At 42.4% G+C, this 21,356-nt stretch carries 19 protein-coding genes; 6 read left to right on the top strand and 13 right to left on the bottom strand.

The features are described 5' to 3' along the window. Positions 1-26: 26 nt before the first annotated feature. Positions 27-1,268, bottom strand: a complete 1,242-nt coding sequence (locus tag OQE68_RS24030; RefSeq protein WP_180567857.1) for a YfiM family lipoprotein — start codon at positions 1,266-1,268, stop codon at positions 27-29. A gap of 371 nt (positions 1,269-1,639) precedes the next feature. On the opposite strand from OQE68_RS24030, the gene OQE68_RS24025 reads away from it, so the two are divergent. The 3 genes from OQE68_RS24025 (at position 1,640) to ggt (ending at position 6,708) form a co-directional block, all read left to right on the top strand. Beyond that, positions 1,640-1,897, top strand: a complete 258-nt coding sequence (locus OQE68_RS24025) for a GrxA family glutaredoxin (RefSeq protein ID WP_180567858.1) — start codon at positions 1,640-1,642, stop codon at positions 1,895-1,897. A 53-nt stretch (positions 1,898-1,950) separates the two neighbouring features. Beyond that, complete coding sequence (acnA, locus tag OQE68_RS24020) at positions 1,951-4,620, top strand: aconitate hydratase AcnA (RefSeq protein ID WP_180567859.1); 2,670 nt, start codon at positions 1,951-1,953, stop codon at positions 4,618-4,620. A 327-nt stretch (positions 4,621-4,947) separates the two neighbouring features. Further along, positions 4,948-6,708 carry a gamma-glutamyltransferase gene (ggt, locus tag OQE68_RS24015; RefSeq protein WP_180567860.1) on the top strand — a complete coding sequence of 587 codons (1,761 nt, stop codon included), beginning with the start codon at positions 4,948-4,950 and terminating at the stop codon, positions 6,706-6,708. Between the two features lie 259 nt (positions 6,709-6,967). Here ggt and OQE68_RS24010 read toward each other — a convergent pair whose 3' ends face one another. Next, positions 6,968-7,357 carry a hypothetical protein gene (locus OQE68_RS24010; RefSeq protein WP_180567861.1) on the bottom strand — a complete coding sequence of 130 codons (390 nt, stop codon included), beginning with the start codon at positions 7,355-7,357 and terminating at the stop codon, positions 6,968-6,970. A gap of 233 nt (positions 7,358-7,590) precedes the next feature. Here OQE68_RS24010 and OQE68_RS24005 point away from each other — a divergent pair, with 233 nt between their 5' ends. Next, the gene (locus OQE68_RS24005; RefSeq protein WP_180567862.1) at positions 7,591-7,857 is read left to right on the top strand and encodes a hypothetical protein; all 267 of its coding nucleotides are present in this window, start codon (positions 7,591-7,593) and stop codon (positions 7,855-7,857) included. Between the two features lie 159 nt (positions 7,858-8,016). On the opposite strand, the gene OQE68_RS24000 is transcribed toward OQE68_RS24005, so the two are convergent. Beyond that, entirely contained in the window at positions 8,017-8,817 is an 801-nt protein-coding gene (locus OQE68_RS24000) for a substrate-binding periplasmic protein (protein ID WP_180567863.1), read from the bottom strand. 190 nt (positions 8,818-9,007) lie between these two features. Between OQE68_RS24000 and OQE68_RS23995 the strand changes: the two genes are divergently transcribed. After that, a complete protein-coding gene (locus OQE68_RS23995; protein WP_180567864.1) occupies positions 9,008-9,682 on the top strand; it encodes a substrate-binding periplasmic protein in 675 nt (224 codons plus the stop codon). A 1-nt stretch (position 9,683) separates the two neighbouring features. On the opposite strand, the gene OQE68_RS31005 is transcribed toward OQE68_RS23995, so the two are convergent. Together OQE68_RS31005 and OQE68_RS23990 are read right to left on the bottom strand one after the other, a co-directional pair. Next, the gene (locus OQE68_RS31005; protein ID WP_219339979.1) at positions 9,684-9,989 is read right to left on the bottom strand and encodes a hypothetical protein; all 306 of its coding nucleotides are present in this window, start codon (positions 9,987-9,989) and stop codon (positions 9,684-9,686) included. Beyond that, positions 9,962-10,849 carry a LysR family transcriptional regulator gene (locus OQE68_RS23990; protein WP_180567865.1) on the bottom strand — a complete coding sequence of 296 codons (888 nt, stop codon included), beginning with the start codon at positions 10,847-10,849 and terminating at the stop codon, positions 9,962-9,964. The genes OQE68_RS31005 and OQE68_RS23990 overlap by 28 nt, the downstream gene beginning before the upstream one ends. Before the next feature lie 127 nt (positions 10,850-10,976). Here OQE68_RS23990 and OQE68_RS23985 point away from each other — a divergent pair, with 127 nt between their 5' ends. Continuing rightward, positions 10,977-11,705 (top strand): SDR family oxidoreductase, encoded by a 729-nt coding sequence (locus OQE68_RS23985; protein WP_180567866.1) that lies wholly within the window; start codon positions 10,977-10,979, stop codon positions 11,703-11,705. Between the two features lie 13 nt (positions 11,706-11,718). On the opposite strand, the gene OQE68_RS23980 is transcribed toward OQE68_RS23985, so the two are convergent. The 8 genes from OQE68_RS23980 to OQE68_RS23945 form a co-directional block, all read right to left on the bottom strand. Beyond that, positions 11,719-12,081 carry a YkvA family protein gene (locus OQE68_RS23980; protein WP_180567867.1) on the bottom strand — a complete coding sequence of 121 codons (363 nt, stop codon included), beginning with the start codon at positions 12,079-12,081 and terminating at the stop codon, positions 11,719-11,721. Positions 12,082-12,258: 177 nt separating this feature from the next. Next, a complete protein-coding gene (locus OQE68_RS23975) occupies positions 12,259-12,738 on the bottom strand; it encodes a DUF1499 domain-containing protein (RefSeq protein WP_180567868.1) in 480 nt (159 codons plus the stop codon). A 35-nt stretch (positions 12,739-12,773) separates the two neighbouring features. After that, the gene (mgtE, locus tag OQE68_RS23970) at positions 12,774-14,105 is read right to left on the bottom strand and encodes a magnesium transporter (RefSeq protein ID WP_180567869.1); all 1,332 of its coding nucleotides are present in this window, start codon (positions 14,103-14,105) and stop codon (positions 12,774-12,776) included. After that, the gene (locus OQE68_RS23965) at positions 14,092-14,949 is read right to left on the bottom strand and encodes a magnesium transporter MgtE N-terminal domain-containing protein (protein ID WP_180567870.1); all 858 of its coding nucleotides are present in this window, start codon (positions 14,947-14,949) and stop codon (positions 14,092-14,094) included. The genes mgtE and OQE68_RS23965 overlap by 14 nt, the downstream gene beginning before the upstream one ends. Further along, a complete protein-coding gene (locus tag OQE68_RS23960) occupies positions 14,939-15,805 on the bottom strand; it encodes a mechanosensitive ion channel family protein (protein ID WP_180567871.1) in 867 nt (288 codons plus the stop codon). The genes OQE68_RS23965 and OQE68_RS23960 overlap by 11 nt, the downstream gene beginning before the upstream one ends. Before the next feature lie 321 nt (positions 15,806-16,126). Next, the gene (locus OQE68_RS23955; protein WP_180567872.1) at positions 16,127-17,173 is read right to left on the bottom strand and encodes a DUF4340 domain-containing protein; all 1,047 of its coding nucleotides are present in this window, start codon (positions 17,171-17,173) and stop codon (positions 16,127-16,129) included. Between the two features lie 12 nt (positions 17,174-17,185). After that, positions 17,186-20,107 (bottom strand): Gldg family protein, encoded by a 2,922-nt coding sequence (locus OQE68_RS23950; protein WP_180567873.1) that lies wholly within the window; start codon positions 20,105-20,107, stop codon positions 17,186-17,188. After that, entirely contained in the window at positions 20,097-21,083 is a 987-nt protein-coding gene (locus OQE68_RS23945; protein ID WP_255490819.1) for an ABC transporter ATP-binding protein, read from the bottom strand. The genes OQE68_RS23950 and OQE68_RS23945 overlap by 11 nt, the downstream gene beginning before the upstream one ends. Between the last annotated feature and the right edge of the window lie 273 nt (positions 21,084-21,356).

Below are 21,356 nucleotides of genomic sequence, written 5' to 3'. Positions count from 1 at the left end.
TTAGCAGCAGTCTTTATTGATACAGTTTATTGGTATAACTGACTAGCTTGAATTGTTTGGTCGATTTGCTTTACCAACTGCTGATAGTCTTTACTGTCGGGGTTTTGATACCTTTGCTTAAACTGGCTCTCTGTCATCCCTTCAGGTAATCGGCTTAAACGAGGAATTAATGCATCAGCTGTTGTATTGACTATTTTTTGTTGTACGGCTTTGGCTGTTTGCTCATCTTTAGTTGCATAAGCAGCAAACTGAATACCCGCACGATCAGCAGCCAAGTCATAAAAACTGAAACCCGAACCATTTTTTGCATCATCCAGCTCTTTCCACAACCCTAGTGTGTCTGATACTTCATTGCCTGCATACAAGGCTATGGCTGCTGAAAAGCTGAAGTGCCTGGCCAAATCTTTACGTCGGTGTACATAAAAAATCCGACGTCGCTCATTACGCAGTGCTTTATTGGCCAAGTAATCCGCTGTAGGAAATGATGATTGATATAAGGCTAACGCTGTCAACATGGCCTGATTTTGCACCACAGCAGACGCCCCTTGTTGTACTTGTTGCCGTGCTTGCTCCGCTAGGTATTGGAATAATTTCCAAAAATCGGGTAAACGAACCTCTTGCTGTTGAGAGGCAAACACATAAATAGCGGTTAAGTAATAACCTATTTGTTGCTGCTGCTGGGCGCTAAAAAGCAATTCTCGGCTTTGCTGGTTAATGCTTGATACCACTTTACTTGACTGATATTTCACGACAATTTGTGTGGGTGATACGCTAACCTGCTCGATCGTTTGATAAATCGACAATAACTGCTGTGTACGGGGAAGCTGTTGTGCTTGCTCAATCCCCCAGTCTGTTATCACCTGAGGAATAGGAATAGGCCCTACTTTCAGTGCGGTTAGCTTTGGCACTTCGGGTGTTGGCTCAACTGCAAATGATAAGGTCAAGTAGCGACCAAGTACTTTTATTACCCCTTGTAGCTGTACCTTATCTTTCAAATAATCTGCTTTGATTCCCGTTAAAAATGGCAATGAGCGCTGTACCTTGGTTACACCATGATTGAGTACAGCAGAAGCTTCGGTAGGCAATAAAGTTACTTGATAGCGTTTTTCATTAGCTAAATAAACAGGTGCATTTGCCTTAGTTAACTGTTTAATGGTTAATGTGCTGTTTTGGGCTGCTGCAAACGGCGGTGTAGCCTCAGTAATGAAAAAGCCTGCCACAGCTAAGCACACTACTAATAATGTAAGTCTAAAAAACCAGCGCTTCATTCACACTCTCTTTTCAACCTGCTTACTTTCTAAGCCAATCTCTATGCCACTTTAACGTTTAAACAAATTTACTTTTCAAACAAATTAGTGACGTTCTAGTTGGGCTGTGTGCCAACGGGCTCAATCTGTTTTATTCAACGGGGCTGCTTGCTTTACTGTATTGCTCACTTACCCGCGGATGTTTGCTCAGTTACTTGTAGGGGTTATACCCTAATCTTCCATCTCTGGGTAGCCATGCCAGCCGCTGATCGGCAAAATTTATCACAAAGATAGATCAATACAATTAGCTGAAGTTCAACCATTAATAGAGACTATAAATATCCACTTGCTTACAAATTTCGGAATCAAACACAGTTTTGGAGTTAAAGACTATGCAGCGTATTACTATTTTTGGTCGACCTGGTTGCGGTTACTGTCGTCGTGCTAAAGAGCTATGTGAGATCAAAGCCCTTAACTACAAATACATTGATATACACGAAGCGGGTATTAGCCAGGCAGACTTAGAAAAAACAATTGGCAAGCCTGTTGTCACGGTACCCCAGGTATTTATTGGCCAGCAACATATTGGTGGCTTTACTGAACTTGATGCTCATCTGAAACACCAAGCATCTTCTTCTATAGTTAGCTAACAGCATCTAGCTTACAACTATTATTTAGCTAACTATGGTTGAGGACCTAGCTCATGCAGGTAGGACACGATAGCCTAAACACGCGCCGCGAGCTTGTCGTGGGTGATCATAAATACCTTTACTATGACCTTCATGCACTCCATAAAGAAGGGGTTGGCGATGTTAGTCAATTACCCTTCTCACTCAAAATACTGCTGGAAAACTTGCTCCGCTTTGAAGATGGCCAGTCAGTCACCATAGCCGATATCCAAGCCTTACTCGGCTGGCTCAGTCAACGCCGAGCCAACCAAGAGATAGCTTTTCGCCCTGCTAGAGTGTTAATGCAGGACTTTACCGGGGTACCTGCCGTGGTTGACCTAGCTACCATGCGCCAGGCGATGCAGGCTAAGCAAGGTACCTCCCAAGCTATTAACCCATTGATCCCCGTCGATCTGGTGATTGACCATTCAGTAATGGTCGACCACTTTGGCGATACTGCTGCTTTTCGTGACAACGTTATGTTCGAAATGGAAAGAAACCAGGAGCGCTACCAGTTCTTAAAGTGGGGACAACAGGCTTTCAGTAACTTTCGTGTTGTTCCTCCTGGCACCGGCATTTGCCACCAAGTCAACTTAGAGTACCTGGCCCAAACCGTATGGCAATGCAAGGTGGGTCAAGCGCATTATCTTTACCCAGATACATTAGTCGGCACTGACAGCCATACCACCATGATTAATGGACTGGGCGTATTGGGTTGGGGCGTTGGAGGCATTGAAGCTGAAGCCGCTATGTTAGGGCAACCCATTTCGATGTTGATTCCTGAGGTAGTGGGATTTGAGCTGACTGGAAAACTTCAGGAAGGGATAACTGCCACCGACTTAGTACTAACTGTCACGCAATTACTTCGTCAGGAAGGGGTTGTCGGTAAGTTTGTAGAGTTTTATGGTGCTGGGCTTAATCACCTGCCCTTAGCTGATCGCGCTACCATTGCTAATATGGCCCCTGAATACGGTGCTACTTGCGGATTTTTTCCTATCGATCAAGAAACCCTAACTTACCTCCAGCTCAGTGGTCGCTCTGCAGAAACCATTGCTTTGGTGGAAGCCTATGCAAAAACCCAAGGGCTGTGGCGAGCAGATGATGCAACTGCACCTTTATATAGCCGCCAATTATCTCTGGATTTAGCCACTGTTGAGCCCTGTCTCGCAGGCCCCAAACGCCCTCAAGACAAAGTGGCATTAAAACAAGCAGCCCAAACCATGCAAGCAACCCTGGAGCTGGCTGGGCAAGCCTCCGCCCGAACAGTTAAAGTCGAGGACTATGAGCTAACCGATGGTGATGTTGTGATTGCCGCGATTACCTCCTGTACTAACACTTCTAATCCTGCTGTTATGCTAGGCGCTGGGTTGGTCGCGAAAAAGGCCCTGGAAAAAGGCATGACAGTCAAGCCTTGGGTAAAAACCTCCCTGGCGCCTGGATCGAAAGTTGTCAGTGAGTATCTTGCTGCCTCTGGCTTACAAACTGCACTCGATCAGTTAGGGTTTAACTTAGTGGGCTATGGCTGCACCACCTGCATTGGTAACTCAGGCCCCCTACCCGCGCCTATTAGCCAAGCGATTCAGCAGGCCGATTTACATGTTTGTTCGGTATTATCTGGTAATCGCAATTTTGAAGGCCGCGTACACCCTCAGGTAAAAGCTAACTGGCTAGCCTCACCACCACTCGTCGTTGCTTATGCCCTGGCAGGCACCTTGCGTATTAATTTAACCACCGACCCAATTGGTGAGGACAATCAAGGCAAGCCGGTCTATCTAAAAGATATCTGGCCAACCCAGCACGAAATACAACAATTGCAGGTGCATGTGTTACAAAGCCAGTTTCATCAGGAGTACCAGGCTGTATTTGATGGCACTAAAGAATGGCAACAGTTGAGTGTGCCCACAGGAGAAATTTTTAGTTGGGATGATGACTCCACTTATATTCGCCACCCCCCTTTTTTTGAAGGTCAGTATGCTATACCTCAGCAGTCGGATATAGAGGGGGCACGTGTTCTTGCCCTGCTGGGAGACTCAGTCACCACCGACCATATTTCACCGGCTGGGGTCATTAAACCCGATAGTCCAGCTGGAGAATATTTACAAAGCCAAGGCATTGAACCTAAAAACTTTAATTCCTACGGCTCTCGTCGGGGTAATCATGAAGTGATGATGCGTGGTACCTTTGCCAATATTCGGATTCGTAATGAAATGGTTCCTGGCATTGAAGGCGGCTATACCCTGGATGTAATTACAGGAGAACAACAACCCATATACGATGCAGCCATGCGTTATCAATCTCGTGGCATTCCCTTAGTGATCATTGCCGGTAAAGAGTATGGAACAGGTTCAAGCCGTGACTGGGCCGCCAAAGGCACCCGTTTATTAGGCGTTAAAGCCGTCATTGCAGAAAGCTTTGAGCGGATTCATCGATCAAACTTAATTGGGATGGGCGTATTACCACTACAGTTTGAGCAAGGTGTCAGCCGAACCAGCCTGCAACTAACGGGGGAAGAAACTATCAGTATTACTGGAATTAAAGCTGGACTTAGCCCCCAACAAATATTAGCTGTTGTAATTTCGAGCCCAGACCAGTCGATTGAAACCATTAATGTCCGCTCTCGCATTGATACCCTGGATGAACTGCACTATTACCAGCAGGGTGGTATTTTACATTATGTATTGGCTAACCTAACCGACGATCTATAGCTAGCTGATAGCCTGGATGCTTCCCAGGCTAATGCACTCTTGTTGAATGAATAGAAAAAAATGATCCATTAGAAGACAGTAAAAAAACCAAAACAAGCCGTCTTACTCCCCCTATCGATTATTAGTTAACTTCGTGATAAGTTAATAACCGGTAACTATAAGCAACTAATTTTGCCTTTCCTCTTACCCTTGTTTACAAATAATGCCAATACCTGGAAACTGTGAAACAGTGGCATTTTATTACCGCTGTCAAGCAGAATTATTTGTACTTCAAGCGATTTATAAAAAACACATAAATGGAAGTCACTTTCCAGAGGAATAACAACAATGATCCAAAAATTTTTATCCATTCCAAGCAAACGACAACTGACTCGTTGTCGCTGGGGGCTTGTCACCTTAACCTTATCTATTACCGCCTGTGCAGCAACACCCCCTGCCAAACAAGCCATAATAGAAGGTGAGCGTAGTGTACCGATTGAAGCTAAAAAAGGCATGGTAGTCACCAGCCATACATTAGCCACCAAAGTTGCTCAGCAGGTACTGGCTGAAGGGGGGAATGCTATAGACGCGGCTGTTACAGCTGGTTTTGCTTTAGCGGTTACCCAACCCCGGTCGGGTAACATTGGCGGTGGTGGTTTTATGTTGATTTCCAACGACAAGAAAAAAATGGTGGAAGCCATCGACTACCGGGAAACCGCGCCTTCTGGTGCTAGTGAAAAGATGTTCCAAGACAGTAAAGGTAATGTGGTCACTGACCGTAGTCGCTTTACGCACTTAGCCGCCGGTGTGCCTGGAACAGTGGCTGGTTTATTAATGGCCCTGGAGCGTCATGGTTCTATTTCAAGGGAGCGCGCACTGGCGCCAGCCATTAGGCTAGCAGAAGAAGGGTTTATTGTGCCAGCTCGCTTTACCAAAGGCACCATTGAAGCCGCTGCCATGTTAAAAAAATGGCCTGCTACGAAAAAAGCTTTTTATAAAGCCAATGGATCGCCTTACCAACCTGGCGAACGTTTAGTCCAAAAAGATTTAGCCGAAACCTTAAAGCGCATTGCTAAAGAAGGTCGTAAAGGGTTCTATCAAGGCAAAACTGCCGACTTAATTGTGGCAGAAATGAAACGCCATAACGGGCTAATCACCCATAACGACCTAAAAGGTTATCAACCCGAAGTTCGTAAGCCGGTACACGGCACCTATCGTGGTTATGATATTTATTCCATGCCAAGTCCCAGCTCAGGAGGTACTCATGTCGTACAAATCCTGAATATTTTAGAAGGATACCCTATTGGCAAATATGGCCATAATTCTGCTAAAACTATCCACTTAATGGCCGAGGCCATGAAGCGGGCTTATGCGGATCGTTCTAAATATTTAGGCGACACTGACTTTGTAAAAGTGCCAGTGGCCGGCTTAACGGATAAAAACTACGCAAAAACGCTGCGTGACCAAATTAATCTGAATAAAGCCACCCCTAGTAAAACTATCAGCCCAGGTACGCCTCCTGGCTATGAAAGTAACGAAACCACTCACTTCTCTATTGTAGATCGATTCGGTAATGCAGTAGCCAATACCTATACCATCAACTTCAGTTATGGCTCAGGAATTGTAGTAGACGGTGCCGGTTTCTTACTGAATAACGAAATGGACGATTTCAGTGCCAAGCCTGGGGTACCCAATGCTTATGGCTTAATTGGTGGAGAAGCCAATAAAATTGAGCCGAGAAAACGGATGCTGAGCTCAATGTCACCCACTATTGTGAAAAAAGACGGCAAGAACTTTATGGTGACTGGTAGCCCTGGTGGTTCAAGAATTATCACAACCACATTACAAGTGATTATGAATGTTATTGACCATAATCTAAATATATTGGCTGCAGTGAGTGCACCACGAATTCATCATCAGTGGTTACCCGATGAAATTCGTATTGAACAAGGTATCAGCCCAGATACCATTCGGTTACTGGAAGGCATGGAACACAAAGTGAGCCAGCAGTCTGCAATGGGTGCCATTCAAAGTATCATGATTACAAACGGTACTTTCTACGGGGCTCCCGACCCACGTCGAAGTACCTCTAGCGCCATGGGTATTTAATCTATACCCTACGCTTTGGGTATATATCTTTGCGTTGATAAATTAATATTGACAGCCGCTACTCTCAGTTAGCGGCTGTCTATATTTAAGGGGTGCTCTATAAGGGTATTCTTAAGAGTGCGTCTAAAAATAGCAATTTTTTTGTGAGAGCAAGACAGCACCGCACGGAAGGCCACAGTGTATAATTAATACATGAGGACCTGAGTACGGAGCTAACGCAGCTATCGCGAAAAAAGGGCATTTTTAGGGGTGCTCGTAATTATAAGCTCCTAAAATAATGATTAATATCTCTCATCCTTTGCGAGTTATAATGTCTAGGCTCAAAGCCATACCCCCCATTTGAGTAATTTACCTTAAAAAAGCCCAAATTATTTTGCGAATAAACAGGTAATGGCTCTGCGTTAGCCAACTGTGCCTGACATTGGCTTTTCAGTAAATCATGATCAGCTTGAGAGAGGCTAAAATAATGAATCGCTCTGCCCATCAAATTAGTGTCTGTCACCCACTGACCAGAAGCAGTCACCTGGCTTCCGTCTTCATTAACTAATGCTTCCAAACTGCCTGCCCCCGAACAAAGGATTGTCGTCCACTCGGCATGAGCCCCCGCTATACCGACACAGGCTAACATTGTTGCTATTGTTTTTTTCATTGGCTAGATACTTTCTATTTGATTAGATGTTTTAACATAAGGCCGCTCATTATAAGTCTTATGAAGTATAGTTAAAGATAACAAGTTAAACACCAACTGTATTATATGGAAAGCCTTTCCCTATATAGCTGTTGTCTTTGATAAAGGGCTTGGATCTACTCGACAGCTTCCAAAATAGCCAATAAATACTAAAATGAACTCAATTACCTTAAAGCAGTATTAGAGGCACAAGAATGGTTTCTAAGCCCAACCGTTTGAAACTCTTGGTTACTTTTAGTTTGTCATTATTTCTCATCATGAACGCCTATGCAGTCTTTTCATTTGAGTTAAACACTGGCGCTCAGGATAGTGCACCGAAATACTTTATGAAAGATGGAGAAATGACAGGGCTATGTGTCGAAATAATACATGCTCTTGAAAAGGAAAACCCAAACATTAGGATTGCCGGCTATAATAAATTTTTCCCATTCAAACGAATAAAGCTCAATTTGGAAAAATGAACATTTGATGTATTTCTTGGTTTTTCTAGAAACCCGGAACGAGAAAAAGCTTATCATTTTGTCGATACACCTTTGTACTCAGTAAAATACATTATGGCTGTGCGAAGCAACGACAACATTAATTTAGATAAAATATATAATCGCTATACATCTAACTAGTTAGTCTGGCCAACTACCGAAAGAATAATACTTATCTTTTATCTTTGCTAGCTTTTCTGAGTTTCTTATCTTTTCAACTGTATCCCATATTTTTTCAGAGAAGTCAGGATATTTATCATAAAACTGATGCGATATTATTAAAAAATAAGGTTTTGTCTTTAGTGGCGGAGACAATTGTTTAATATTGTCATGCTTTCTCACATACACTTGTCCAACATTCTCATGAACAGCTAAAGCCGATAGTCGACTATTTAGCAGCATAATAAATCCTGACCCTGGGTCATCAACTTCTGTCGTTTTTATACCAAGGTTATTTAAATCTGCCACTATTGAAAAACCTCGTTGAGCACCTACTGATAAGTTACTTTTATTTTCTAAAATATTTCCATCCCAACGTACTGATGCTCCTTCTATCGAATAAAGAAAATAACTCGAAGTATTAAACCTTCTCCCAATATCCAAGTGACCGGATTTTTTAGGATAACGACCACTTTTTTCTCGTTCTGGTTTATAACTTGCTGACGTCACAGCATTTACACGTCCTTCTTGCAAGCTGACTAAACAGCGCTTCCATGGCATTCTAACAATATTAATATTGACTTCTAAATCAGCTTCTATCTCTCGAACAAATTCAATAAAAAAACCTGGGTGCTTCCCTGTGTAATGGCTTGCAGCCTTCCTATAAATGGGAAAGCTGCCTGAGTCTTCTATAGCAAGAACAACCGTTTCAGGCGTTCCAGCTGTAGCAAAAGATAATTGAGTAAAAAATATAAAAGTTATTACAAATAGCAATAAGTGCATAATTACCTCTAACACCCAGCAGTAATTACATAATAGTCGCCTGAAAGGTATATAACATAAGAATGAGACTATCTGGCAATAAAAGCAAAAATAACAGCCTCGCAAGCGGTTTTATCAATTATCATAAGGTGTTGACTATAGTTATAATCAATCGGTTTAGGCACACATACCCACTGCGTAAGGGTATAACATGATAAGAGCAATAATATTTCTACTATTGTATAGCTATCTTATTCCCATCACAGCCAGCAACAATGCCTTAATAATTACACAAATCACCGATGACAGCCCTCTTACCAATACAGCAAAAGATATCATTCGAATGGCTTATCAAAAACTAGGTATTAACATCCATTTCTTAAGGCTGCCTGCTGAAAGGTCTTTGGTATTGACTAACCAAGCAGTCACCGATGGCGAGCTGTTTCGCATTGACAATATCAATTTAGCATACCCCAACTTGATTAAAGTACCGACACCCTATCTTGTTGCTGAGCACATGGCATTTAGTAAAACAAAACAGTTTACTGTCAAAGGCTGGGAAAGTGTAAAGCCTTACCGTATTTGCTTTAGAATAGGTTATAAAGTAGCAGAACATAATACTCGAGGCTTTAATATTGTCCTGGTAAACACTAATCAGCAAGCACTTCATATGTTGAATTCTAATCGAGTCGAAGTTGTAATTCTCGATCGATTAATAGGCTTAAATTCTATCCAATCACTAGGATTCAAAGATATAAAAATGCTTACCCCACCACTTCAAACAACTCCCTTATTCCACTATTTGCATAAAAAACACAAAAAACTAGTTCCTAAGTTAAACACCATTATCCAAGAACATCGCCAAGGCAAAGTCTTAAACTATTAACCTATTTATTGAGTTTACTAAAATGACTTCTCGCATGATTGATATTAATCAATTGAATTTTAAATTTTGACTGCCAAAGACAATTTTTCACATCATCACCCAACTCAGCTAGAATAGATGTGGACAAATAAGGCGTTAATGGATAAAAAGCAATCGCGAGTTGCCTTATAAGGTTTGAGGTAACTAAACAAGTCTCTGCTACCTCATCCCGATCTTTTCCTTTATTTATTTCCCAAGGTGTACGCTTATGGAAGTAATTATTACAACTATCAAGAAGACCTAAAAGTGTTCTAGCAAGAACTGCCAAACGACTTGAGCGGCTTTAGTACGTTGCCCCAAACAGACTAAATTTATCGGGCTGGTATCAGGATGCCCCCATTCAGGTAAGACTGGGGTTAGCTTGCCAATTTTTATTTCCTCACTAATAAATGCAGGATCAATCATTATAATTCCAAGGCCTTCACACGCCATGTCTACTAAAGCCCTGCTGTTATCAGTTTTAATCGCTGGTGTGACTTCAATTGTTTCCGTATGCCCATACTTATCTTGAAATGGCCAACAGTTGAATGTATTAGTAATATTCCCAAACGCTAGACAGTCATATTGTTTCAATTCGTGAGGGTATTTAGGGTATCCACGTTCTAATAAGTATCTTTCTGAGGCAAACCAGCCCCACTGTTTTGTACCAATTTGTCTTGCTATGAGTGATGAATCAGGCAAGCACCCAATACGAATAGCAATATCAACTTTTTCGGTAAGAAAATCAACATTCTCATCTTTAAAACTTATTTCCAAAGCAATCTCAGGATACCTTTTACGAAACTTACTCAACAGCGGGATAAGAAATCGTTGGCCCATTAACATGCTAGCACTGATTTTAACCTTGCCCTTTGGAATAGCTTGTGTTTCCTCAATTACATCATGCATATTAGAGAGTATTCTTGTTAAGTCATCTGTACCCGCCAGTAAATTGAGGCCCACTTCGGTTAAATGAAGTTGCCGTGTGGAGCGCTTAATCAATGGTTGTCCAACAAAATCCTCAAGCTGTCGTATTTTTTTACTGATTGAAGATCTGGGTAAGCTTAATTCATTTGCGACAGCCTGAAAGCTTCCTCGCTCAGCCACTAAGTGAAAAATATGGAGTAACGGCAGGTTTAGGTATGACACGTTAAATCCTTGTCTTTGTTTCTCAAATAGAATCAGTGTGTGTTCATATTGGAGCCTTATGAACATCTGATCAAGCTGATAGTCTCTCAAATATCGCAAAGCATCGACTATAAACGAGGAGATCAGTATGAAAGATAAAACGGTTTTAATAACCGGCGGGACATCTGGAATTGGGTTAGCATTAGCAGAACACCTAGTCAAATCAGCCCATCATGTGATCATCACAGGTCGTGATCAAACCAAAGTTGATCGAGTCAGTCAGGCGCTTGGCTGTTTAGGGCTAGTGGCTGATAGTGCTAACACTCATCAGCTAGTACAACTATCAAAGTCGCTACAGAAAGATAATATTCGATTAGACGGTCTGGTCCTAAACGCTGGAGTGTTCTATCCTGAGTCTTTTGTTACCACAACAGAAGAAGTGTATGATTTAACAATGACGATAAACACAAAAGGCCCATTGTTTACGTTACAATCACTCCTGCCCACTCTCAACAACCCATCCAGTGTGGTATTTGTTTCCAGTATTGTTGTCAATAAAGCTTTTGCCAATGCCGCTTCCTACTCTGCAAGCAAAGCAGCCTTTGAAGCAATCGCACGCGTAGCCAATCTTGAGCTTGCACCACGAGGTATTCGCATTAATTCCGTTCGCCCAGGCGTCACTGCTACCGAGATTCAAAGCAAAGCTGGCATGACATCTGAACAACAGAGTGGCTTGTTTAAATCGATGCAAAGTACAGCGTTAGGTCGAGTTATGCAGCCTGATGACCAAGTTGGTGCTATTGAATTTTTATTGTCTAATCAGTCGTTAGCTATGCGTAATGCAGTTTTGGACGTTGATGGAGGTTACTTACTTTAGGGCACCTCTAATGTTAATCGGTTTTACCACGCCATTTCTTAAGTGTTTTTTTAGCCTTTTCTACATGCTCATCTTTTATATGAGCAGCAACTGTCGCTAATGCGGCTGCTAAAACGCCCACATCGTCTGTAAAACCCAATGCCGGTATTATATCTGGAATAGAATCCAGGGGAGAAATAAAATACCCTAAAGCACCGATGATTACCGCCCTTGCCCAGGCTGGCGTGTCTGAATCCATTAAGGCATAGTACATTTTTAAAGCAGGCTCCAAAACAGACTCACCAGCCTTTTTTGCATACTTTTTTACCTTACTCCAAAACTTTTCTTCAGAATATTTATTTTCATACTTTTTGGGTAAACGTTTAATTTCGTACATTATTATACCCTTCTGCTTTGGCTATACCCGTCGCGAATCATTTTTAGGTTTTGTTATCATCGTTCCTCACCCCAATTACCTATTAATATAGGCTCATGAGACTTCGTCACTTGATGGCCTCACCTAAAAACCCTACGCATTGGGTATATATCCCCTACTAAATGAAGCTTTCTTTGATCACAACAAGATCAACAAACGTTGCTTTATGTCACTCACCCGTTTTCTATTTTGGCCAAGATCACTATGCCCAACCCGTGAGGCGGAGCGGATATGGATCAGTTTGCTTGTTTCATCTAACCGAACCTCTAAATCATCGACAAAACCAAAAATGGTTGATGTAAAAGTTGCTGCAACATAATGCGCCTGACGGTTAACAATTGTACCGCCAGCATTTTCAATGACTGACGTGATCGCCGCCATAATTTCTTTAGACTGCCATTTTGGCAAGGTTAGCGGTTCAATAAAATGAGTGGTATCTTCTTTAAAGTCGCTGTTGACACAATTAGGCTTAGCGGGACATTGAGCCAGCACACCATTGATAAGACCACTCGGCTGCCCAGATTGGGATTGATACCCCAAATAGGCAAAATAGAAAAGCACAATACCTGTCAGAATGATTAATAGCAAAAAGCCAACTAACAGACTCTTTTTTAGCATTTTACCTTCAGGGTTTTTGAATCGCTTCTATAAACTTATAACAATGCCGACAGTAATGTGGCAATACCCAAAAATGACATAAAACCAGCAATATCCGTAATGGTGGTTAGGATAATCGACGATGACTGGGCTGGGTCTTGACCCAGTTTGGTTAATACAATGGGGACAACGGCTCCTGCCATACCCGCCATTACCATAGAAATGATCATCGCAATGGTAATCACTAACGATAGACCAATACTACCACTCCAAATATATACACCTATTGCTGTGGTCAACGCAATGGCAATACCATTCACCACACCGATCTTGATTTCTTTGAGTAAAACCCTTAACCAATTTCTAACGGTAATTTCTTTTAAGGCTAAACCTCGAATAGTGACAGCTTGTGCCTGGGCACCTGCATTACCCGACTGTCCAGCCACAACAGGCAGTAATACGGCCAACGCTGTAAATTTGGCAATAGTATCTTCAAATAAAGCGACTACCGAAGCTGCAGCAAATGCAGTGACTAAATTAATTTCCATCCAAGGCAAGCGCTTTTTAATCGCAAACCACGCTTTGGATAAAGCACGCTCTTCTCTGCTCACCCCCACCATGGCCTGTATATCAGTTAATGAATTATCTTGTAAAGTTCGTAATAGAGAGGGGTGTTGAATGGCACCTAATAATTTCCCATTAATATCGATGACAGGTAAAATATCCAGCTTAAACTGAGTCAATTTATCAGCGACTTCATCAAGGGAGTCAAAGGGCGAAATTAATGCCCTGGGTGGCAACGCTAGTTGTTGTAATTTTTCATCGCCTTCACTGAGAGCCAAGGCGGTAATATCAACAATGCCTTGCAACTGCTGATCAGCATCCACAATAAACACTTTTCGAATAGGCTTGTGTTTTTGTTTCCGTAATAAACGTAGTGCATCATCTGCCGTATTATCGGGCAACAACCGAATAACTCTTGGGTCTAACATTTGCCCAGCAGTACGCTCTGGATATTCAAGCAGCTTTTGCAAGTCGTTTGCGTAATCTTCCGGTAAATTTTCCAGGCACCGCTGCTTATCTTCTTTCGATAAGCGATTTAACGTTTGTGCACAATCAGGCGTATCCATTACCAATAATAGATTTTTTTGAGCACGGCTTTCCAGCAAAGGCAACAATTGATCAGCAATATGAGGCGGGAAAAAACTCCAGATACGAACTAGCGTAGCCGTTGACTGCTCAGCTAACAACAAAGCCATTTCTTCAAGTGGGTAAGCTTCTAAAACATTTGCAGCGTCTTTAGGATACTCTAATAGAAACTGTTGGCTTAATCGATTAATTGCTATGTTATCAACATTACTGGTTTCTGAAAGGCTAGCGCTTGTCATTTTGTCCTCCTCTCGAATTTAAATCCCATGCATCACGCAACGTTTGCCAAACACCAGTGATACTATCTGAAAGTAATTGCCCAAGACTGTCACTTAATTGAGGAGCTTCCATCATTTTTTCAGGTAGATTTTTTAATTGCTCAATTGCTTGGTTCAAGGCACCATAATTTAATACACCAATAAACTCATCATGTCGATTAACCACAGGCATTACGATTGAGTGGCTCCAGTCAGGATGTTTTTGTGCCTGATTCAACTGCATCCGAGAGCGTAACGCTTCAGGCTTTGAATCCATTAACTCACTTAACTTTTTAGCTTCATCAACCTTACCCATCACATCCGTTGCAGCGATAACCCCCACTAGCTTTTGCCGACGATCTAGAATAAATAACCGATGCTGGATTGTGCCTTGAAACGATTTTAGCTGTTGGTATGCTTCTGCTACGGTAATATTATTTCTTAATGTTAATGCCTGAGGAGTAATCCAAGCTCCTACCACACTAGCCGGATAAGCCAATAATACTTGAATAGCCTGGGCTTTTAACTTAGGCACTTGATGCAAAATGGCTTTGGTTTTAGTTTGAGAAAGCCCTTTTAACAAAGTCGCAGCATGAGTAGCTGATATTTGCGTCAGTAGCTTCGCGGCGGTGTTATGATCTAACTGGTCTATGCAAACAATGCCTTTGGCACTGGTCAGCTGCACCAGTGTAGCAGCCCCTACCGGGACAGACACAAGTTTAAGTAAATCCACAATGGCTGCTTCTGGCATTGTTTCTAAAATTTTTGCTGCAGCTTCTGGCGCCCTTTCCAGATAAGTTAATGCTAGCTTTTGTTTACTCTCCATTAACAGCCTCCTCACTCTCATCTTTACTGCTTTGCACTTCTTTAATACGTTTTAAGCAAGGCTCTTCGGTAAAAAATTTAGCAGGAATATGCAGCTCCCCCTGATCAGTTTCGATAACAACTGCATGGGGGGTAATTTCAACAATTCGGCCACCATAATCTCCTACCTGGATGGTTTCACCTTCGTGGTAATGCCGTTGTACATAGCGCGCACTAATAAAGTTACTGACATGCCGTGGCGTAGCCAGACCAAACCCCAGGGCAAAAGCCCCTAAAACTGCGGCTAAAGCAACAGTAGCCATATTCACCACAAAGGTAACATCAATCCCTACCTGGCCCGCACCAATTAAAATGGCACTACCCGCTAAAAACACTTGGGCAATTCGACCAAGTAGTTCACTGTGGCGAAGGTTCGCTGCAATAGCGGCGCTGGTGGCTAAATCCTTGGCCATTTCTCCAAAAATAAAGCCACCCAGTATAATGACAATACCTGCGACTAATGTAGGTAAGTAAGCTAAAAAGGCATCGATCCATTTAGTGAAAATTTCTATCCCCAACACATTGGTTGCCAAACCTATAAACACTATTAGGGTGACCCAATACACTAGAAGTGGTACAAAGCGACTGCTGGCAGGCTGCAATTGTTGAATATAGCCTGCCCCCTGTTTTGAAAAGCGATGTAACAACCGATGAGTACTGTCAATTAAACGGCTGCTGAAGTCCTTCAAAAAACGAGCAACAAAAAATCCAAATAGCAGCAGTAAAAGTGCAGCAATAAACCGAGTAATTGATTGACTCACTTGGGTGAGAAATTCTGGTGTAATAAAAAAGTTAGAAAGCCAAGGGGATGAGTCCATTAGTTGTCCTTATAAAAATTTTATAATACATAGCAAGCTGCCACAACAACGCCCCTAACCAGACCACTACTCCCACTAAAGGTTGTCGCAAAGGCGAGCAAACATGGGGAACAGGGTCTTCTGTTACTAAGGCGAAAGCCCTTCAAGAATGGAGAAAGGGTGCGCTGTTATCCCATATCAGTCACTACAAGTAGTAGAATAATCATAGTGTACGATATAAGACAGGAAGTTTATTCAAGAAAACATGTTTGGGCGACAAAGTGCCATTTTTATCGCCCAATACAAGAGAGCACTCACTCTGATACGGTGCACCAAAAAGCGTTAACTTTTTGAGGAGTCATCCTTTTGACCCGTAGCCTCCTCTTCATCTGACTGGGAAGTTTCCACTTTTTCAGATGGTTGATCAGTAGCTAACGGAACTTGTCCTTCAGTTGTCATTTGGGTATCAGCAGCCAGCTGTGACAAACCAATCTGGGCTATGCGCTCGTAGTCGTATTTACTGATGGTAAAGGTCTGATCAATATCACTACGCTTAGCGAAGTATTTATCTTTAACTGTAGTGAGTTGGTAAGAAAAACTACCTTTTTCAGTAACAACCTCAATTGTGACTTGCTTATTGTCAGTGTTATCCGCTTTAGGTGGACTCTTTGCCACTCCTTGCACCTGAAAGTTAGTGAAAGTCTTGGCTAATTGCTTAGCTTTTTCTACATCCAGTTTAGTATCAATGGTTTCACTCGATAATAATGGTTGTTTATTGATAGCAAAAGTCCAACTATCGCCTGATTTTTCCAAGTAATAATCAGCACCTTTGATAGACTTAATTTTATCCACCCCTCCAGCCGCTAATAATGACTTATCCAACCAGTCATCGCCTTTGGCTGGCAATTCATAACTGTTTAGCTTTGCCGTATAAACGACATCTTCTTCCGGTTTACGAATATGCACCTTACGAAAACCAGGTGAAGTACCAACCAATAGTTCTCCAACCAGCTTATCACCCTGATAAAGCTGTACTTGCCGCTGAAATTTATCTTCAGATACTTCAAAGCGTTCGTGACTGGAAGTAGTCGTTGCTACTGGCCAACCCGTTTGAATGCTTTTTAGTTTAGCTAATACATCCGTTAATTTATCAACATTAGCTGGTAAGTTAGCTACATCTGGTAACAACCACTGGCCATTAACCTTACTGATACTCACACTGTTATCGCTATCACTAATGACTACCTTGTTTACATCTGCCTGTTTAAAGCTAAACAACCGTTGTTGTATGTTTTGTTGCTGCTGGTATTCATTGCTCCAAAATAACCCTGCAACCAAAACCAGCTGGATAGCTAACAGGCCAGTTAACCAGGTTTTTAATTTTGCCATTTTAACCTCCCCTTAATTGGCCAACAAAGCTAAGTAGCGATTATCTCGAGCGCGTTTTCGTTGCCGCTGCACAATGGCAATAATCCCCAGAGCAAAAATCGCCATGCCATAATTGAGGTATTCCCAAAATAATTGCACATCATGCTCCATGGGTGGCAAGGTACGGTTAAAGTGACCACGGGATCGAATGCTGAGTAAACCGGCGTCCTCTAATGACCAATCCACCGTATTTGCCAACAATTGTAGGTTATTGAGATACTCACTACCCGTTGATGAACCTGCCATGCGAATCACTTGATCCCGCAAGAAATCATTAGAGCTAAATAAAACAATCCGAGCTGATTCAGGTGACCGCGAAATAACACTAGATACTGTCGTTTGTTTTGGTTCAGAGGCTTGGTCATCCTTGGCGTTTTCTGCTTCTTCACCAGTAGCCTCTTCTGCCTTATCGTCTTTGGTTAATAAGGGCGACTCTTTATCTGCGAAGTAAGAGCTAAAGCGTCCCGCACTAATAATACCTAACAGGTGTGAGCCTTGTTTACCTTCTGGTGTAAAGGCACTTAAACCATCACGGGTAATTTTGGGCATAATATCCATGGATGAAGAAAGCCAAGCCCCTGCAGAACTCCGCAATAATTCAGTCACTTTACGACCATCTTGTTTTTCTTCGTCAATTTTGATCGGTGAAGCCCAAGCAACTGTCGTTTGTGGTAAATCAGCTGTAATAGCAATGTCCTGGTTCAGTCCCTTACCTCTCACATCAATAAAATAGGGGTAATCCAGCATGCGCATTTCCTGAAATTGAAAACCACCCACATTACGCGTCACTGGTACTGGGAAAGCGGCATTTTGTGGGTCCATCACGATTTTATCTTCAATGGATAAACCATGATGGGCAAGCCAATCCTGTAATCCACTGTTTTGTTTTTGCAAACTTAAACTACGATTACTGAGGCTAGCACTATAAGGTGAGGTAGCAGCAATAACAGTCCCCCCTTGCATCAGGAATTGATCGATAGCAAACAGTTGTTTTTCATCCAGATCTTTGGGCGACGCTAGCAGTAGAATATCTGCATCACCTGATACCCGGCCATCACTGAGATCTTCCCGCTTGATATTTAACTCATCACCTAAAAATTGCTCTAGCTGAGTAAATTTAGCACCACCGCCCATACCATAGGGGTTATAACCAGGCATTTGTGGTGCCACTAAAGCCACTGTTTTAGTAAAACCACTGGCAAAACGTTTTATTCCGGCTTCCAAATTACGTTCAAAACTCCCCTCGCTCATATCCCCCAGAGGAATTTGCACCGTTTGTTCCTCTTGGTTTGCCAGAGTCATATAAAAATAAAAGCGATCCTTACTCAGTAAGCTGGTAGCCATCGGTTTAAAACCAAAATCCTGAGCAATTTGCTGACCGACTTTACCGCCATCAGCATCTGGGTCAATAAAGTTGACGGTGAAACGGCCATGAGCATCTGCTTTTAGTTTATCTAACACCTTATTAATGGTCTTTTTAAAGTCCACCAGTTTTTCAGGCAAGGCCGACTCATTAGATATATAACCATTAAATACTAACTCGCTTTTAACCGTATCAAACAGGTTTCCTCCTGCCTGATAGCTATTTAACACCTTTTTAATAGCACGGGTTAAGTCATGCTCAGGATTGCGCAGTTGCACATCAATATCTGCTTCGCTCCGCGCTTTTACTTCAATTAAGTCACGGAAGCCCAACACCTGATGTTCATCGCCATACTGCACCAACACATTAAAATAAGAGCTAACAATTGATGCCTGATAGCGGTCTGCTACTTGAAAAGGTACCGGCTGAATACCGTATTTCTGGTTCGCTTCTTCTTCCAATTCTGGGTTAGCTACCGGGTCTACAAACTCCACCCGCACTTTACCGTTACCCGCTACTTCATACTCTTCAATTAAATCCCGCAACTGTGGTACTAAAGGGGCTAATAAAGGGTGTGTTTTACTGCTGAAATAACCGCGCACCAGCAATGGCTCTTGCAGTTGGTTTAGATAACCGGTAGTTGCTTCAGAAATAGAATATTGATCACCTTCAGTGGCATCCAGACGAATGCTATTGATTTGCCCTAACCATAAATTGGCTCCAATCGCATTAGCTAACAGTAGTCCTGTTACTGCCCGCCAGGCTTGGTGGTGTGGGGTCACCTGCTGAGTTGCCCAGCGCTCTTTTTCTAAAACAAAAGTATTAAGCGCTAAGAAAACTGCAATCATGCTGAGATAATAATATAAATCGCGAAAATCAATAACCCCACGGGTAATAGCATCAAACCGCGAGCCAGTTCCCAGTGCACGTAACCACTCCCCCGCTTGATTACCAAAGAAGTCAGTAATGGTATTGGTACCCACTAAATAAAATAAACCACTAAGGGCAACCGCACTGATTAAACTGACAATTTGGTTATCACTGCGAGCAGAAACAAATAAACCAATACTTAAATAAGCCGCTCCCAATAAAAATGTAGCTAAATAACCAGCCCATACTGGTCCCCAATCCAAATCCCCCATTAATGAAACACTCATGGGTAAAGGGAGCGTAATGGTTAAGGCAATGGCTAATAATAATAAACAGCCAACAAACTTACCGACCACAAAATGCCATAGTGGTACTGGCTGAGTCAGCACATGCTCCAACGTACCGGTACGCCGCTCCTCACTCCACAACCGCATGGTTAACGTGCTAGTCAGGAATATTAATAATAACGGCATCCATTCAAACATCGGCCGTACATCGGCAATATTGCGGGAAAAAAAGGCTTCTCCCCAAAAGAAAATAAATAAGGTGACGGCAACAAATGTGGCTAAAAATAAATACGCTATTGGCGAAGCAAAAAATAGCGCGACCTCTTTAGCCGCAATCCGACGAATCAATGGCAGGGGTTGTCCGTTAGGCTGCATTTTTAACCTCCTGAGACTGAACGGTAACAGATGACTCATTGACTTCTCTAAATAACGTTTCTAAATCACGATGCTCTGCTGTGATAGCATATAATTGAGCTTTGGCTGCGACGACTTGTTGAGCAATGACCGCACTCACTTCTAATGGGCTGTGACCTTCAGCTAACTTTAAACGGTAGTGAATAACAGGCGTTTTGACTGCTTTTGAAGGTTCTTGTTCAAGGGCCTCGACACTTTCTAAACCCGGTAAGGTTTCCAATAGGGTTTTCACTTGCTTACTGTTCATGGACGTCACAAGTCGTAGAAAATGACTGAAGCGGAGGGTTTCTAGTTTGGCATCAACCGCTAACTGACCATGACGGATGATTAATGCTCGGTCACAAATCGCGTTCACTTCCTGCATAATATGGGTGGATAAAATCACCGTCGCATTTTTAGCAATTTCTCGGATCAACTGTCGCATATGATCCGTTTGGGTGGGGTCTAAACCATTGGTGGGCTCGTCAAGAATCAATAATTTAGGCTGCCCCAAAATGGCTTGTGCCACTCCAACCCGCTGCTTATAACCCCGCGATAAGTTGGCAATCGGCTCAAGCAATTTAGCACCAATATCCGTCGCTTGAATTGCCCGCTTGATCTCGGCAATTTTATGGTTATTGGTTAACCCTTTAATTTCGGCTGCGTAGTCAAGGTAATCAGCCACAGACATTTCGGGGTAAACTGGCAGATTTTCTGGCAAATACCCCAAGCTTTGCTGGACCCGCTTGGGGTCAAGCTGTAGATCTACTCCATCAATCTTGATGGTGCCTTGATTAGGCTCCAAGTAACCACTCAGCATTTTCATTATGGTGGTTTTACCTGCGCCGTTATGACCTAGCAAGCCGACAATTTCACCTTTCCCGATGGTAAAACTGACATTATCAACCGCTTTGAAACTGCCATAACAACGGGTTAACTGGCTAACTTCCAGCATCATTACTCTCCTGTTATGAGTTGGTTTTCTGCAATAACAATGCAACTGATTGAGTATTTGGCGTTAAGATGGGGATTCTTAAAAAAAGTTCAAGATATCTTGGAACAGGTTTTTCAAATCAAGGCTGACTATTTTTAGTCCAGCCAACCCTGTTTAAATGTCAGACAATATTTATAAGTAAATATACCTATCGATTAGCAGTTGAGATCAGTAATAAATCATATAACCAACATATACGGCATATATACCAATGATTAAGGCTATAAAAAAGTAACT

The organism is Spartinivicinus marinus, assembly GCF_026309355.1.
Classification (GTDB): domain Bacteria; phylum Pseudomonadota; class Gammaproteobacteria; order Pseudomonadales; family Zooshikellaceae; genus Spartinivicinus; species Spartinivicinus marinus.
Note: the sequence above shows the minus strand (reverse complement) of the source record. Positions and strands in the feature narration are given on the sequence as shown.

What these genes read in the sequence shown, in the direction of transcription:
- OQE68_RS23955 (WP_180567872.1), bottom strand. Translation starts at nt 17,173, where the DNA reads ATGGCAAAATTAAAAACCTGGTTAACTGGCCTGTTAGCTATCCAGCTG.
- ggt (WP_180567860.1), top strand. Translation starts at nt 4,948, where the DNA reads ATGATCCAAAAATTTTTATCCATTCCAAGCAAACGACAACTGACTCGT.
- acnA (WP_180567859.1), top strand. Translation starts at nt 1,951, where the DNA reads ATGCAGGTAGGACACGATAGCCTAAACACGCGCCGCGAGCTTGTCGTG.
- OQE68_RS24030 (WP_180567857.1), bottom strand. Translation starts at nt 1,268, where the DNA reads ATGAAGCGCTGGTTTTTTAGACTTACATTATTAGTAGTGTGCTTAGCT.
- OQE68_RS24025 (WP_180567858.1), top strand. Translation starts at nt 1,640, where the DNA reads ATGCAGCGTATTACTATTTTTGGTCGACCTGGTTGCGGTTACTGTCGT.
- OQE68_RS24005 (WP_180567862.1), top strand. Translation starts at nt 7,591, where the DNA reads ATGGTTTCTAAGCCCAACCGTTTGAAACTCTTGGTTACTTTTAGTTTG.
- OQE68_RS23985 (WP_180567866.1), top strand. Translation starts at nt 10,977, where the DNA reads ATGAAAGATAAAACGGTTTTAATAACCGGCGGGACATCTGGAATTGGG.
- OQE68_RS23980 (WP_180567867.1), bottom strand. Translation starts at nt 12,081, where the DNA reads ATGTACGAAATTAAACGTTTACCCAAAAAGTATGAAAATAAATATTCT.
- OQE68_RS23975 (WP_180567868.1), bottom strand. Translation starts at nt 12,738, where the DNA reads ATGCTAAAAAAGAGTCTGTTAGTTGGCTTTTTGCTATTAATCATTCTG.
- OQE68_RS23965 (WP_180567870.1), bottom strand. Translation starts at nt 14,949, where the DNA reads ATGGAGAGTAAACAAAAGCTAGCATTAACTTATCTGGAAAGGGCGCCA.
- OQE68_RS23950 (WP_180567873.1), bottom strand. Translation starts at nt 20,107, where the DNA reads ATGCAGCCTAACGGACAACCCCTGCCATTGATTCGTCGGATTGCGGCT.
- OQE68_RS23945 (WP_255490819.1), bottom strand. Translation starts at nt 21,083, where the DNA reads ATGATGCTGGAAGTTAGCCAGTTAACCCGTTGTTATGGCAGTTTCAAA.
- mgtE (WP_180567869.1), bottom strand. Translation starts at nt 14,105, where the DNA reads ATGACAAGCGCTAGCCTTTCAGAAACCAGTAATGTTGATAACATAGCA.
- OQE68_RS23995 (WP_180567864.1), top strand. Translation starts at nt 9,008, where the DNA reads ATGATAAGAGCAATAATATTTCTACTATTGTATAGCTATCTTATTCCC.
- OQE68_RS24010 (WP_180567861.1), bottom strand. Translation starts at nt 7,357, where the DNA reads ATGAAAAAAACAATAGCAACAATGTTAGCCTGTGTCGGTATAGCGGGG.
- OQE68_RS24000 (WP_180567863.1), bottom strand. Translation starts at nt 8,817, where the DNA reads ATGCACTTATTGCTATTTGTAATAACTTTTATATTTTTTACTCAATTA.
- OQE68_RS23960 (WP_180567871.1), bottom strand. Translation starts at nt 15,805, where the DNA reads ATGGACTCATCCCCTTGGCTTTCTAACTTTTTTATTACACCAGAATTT.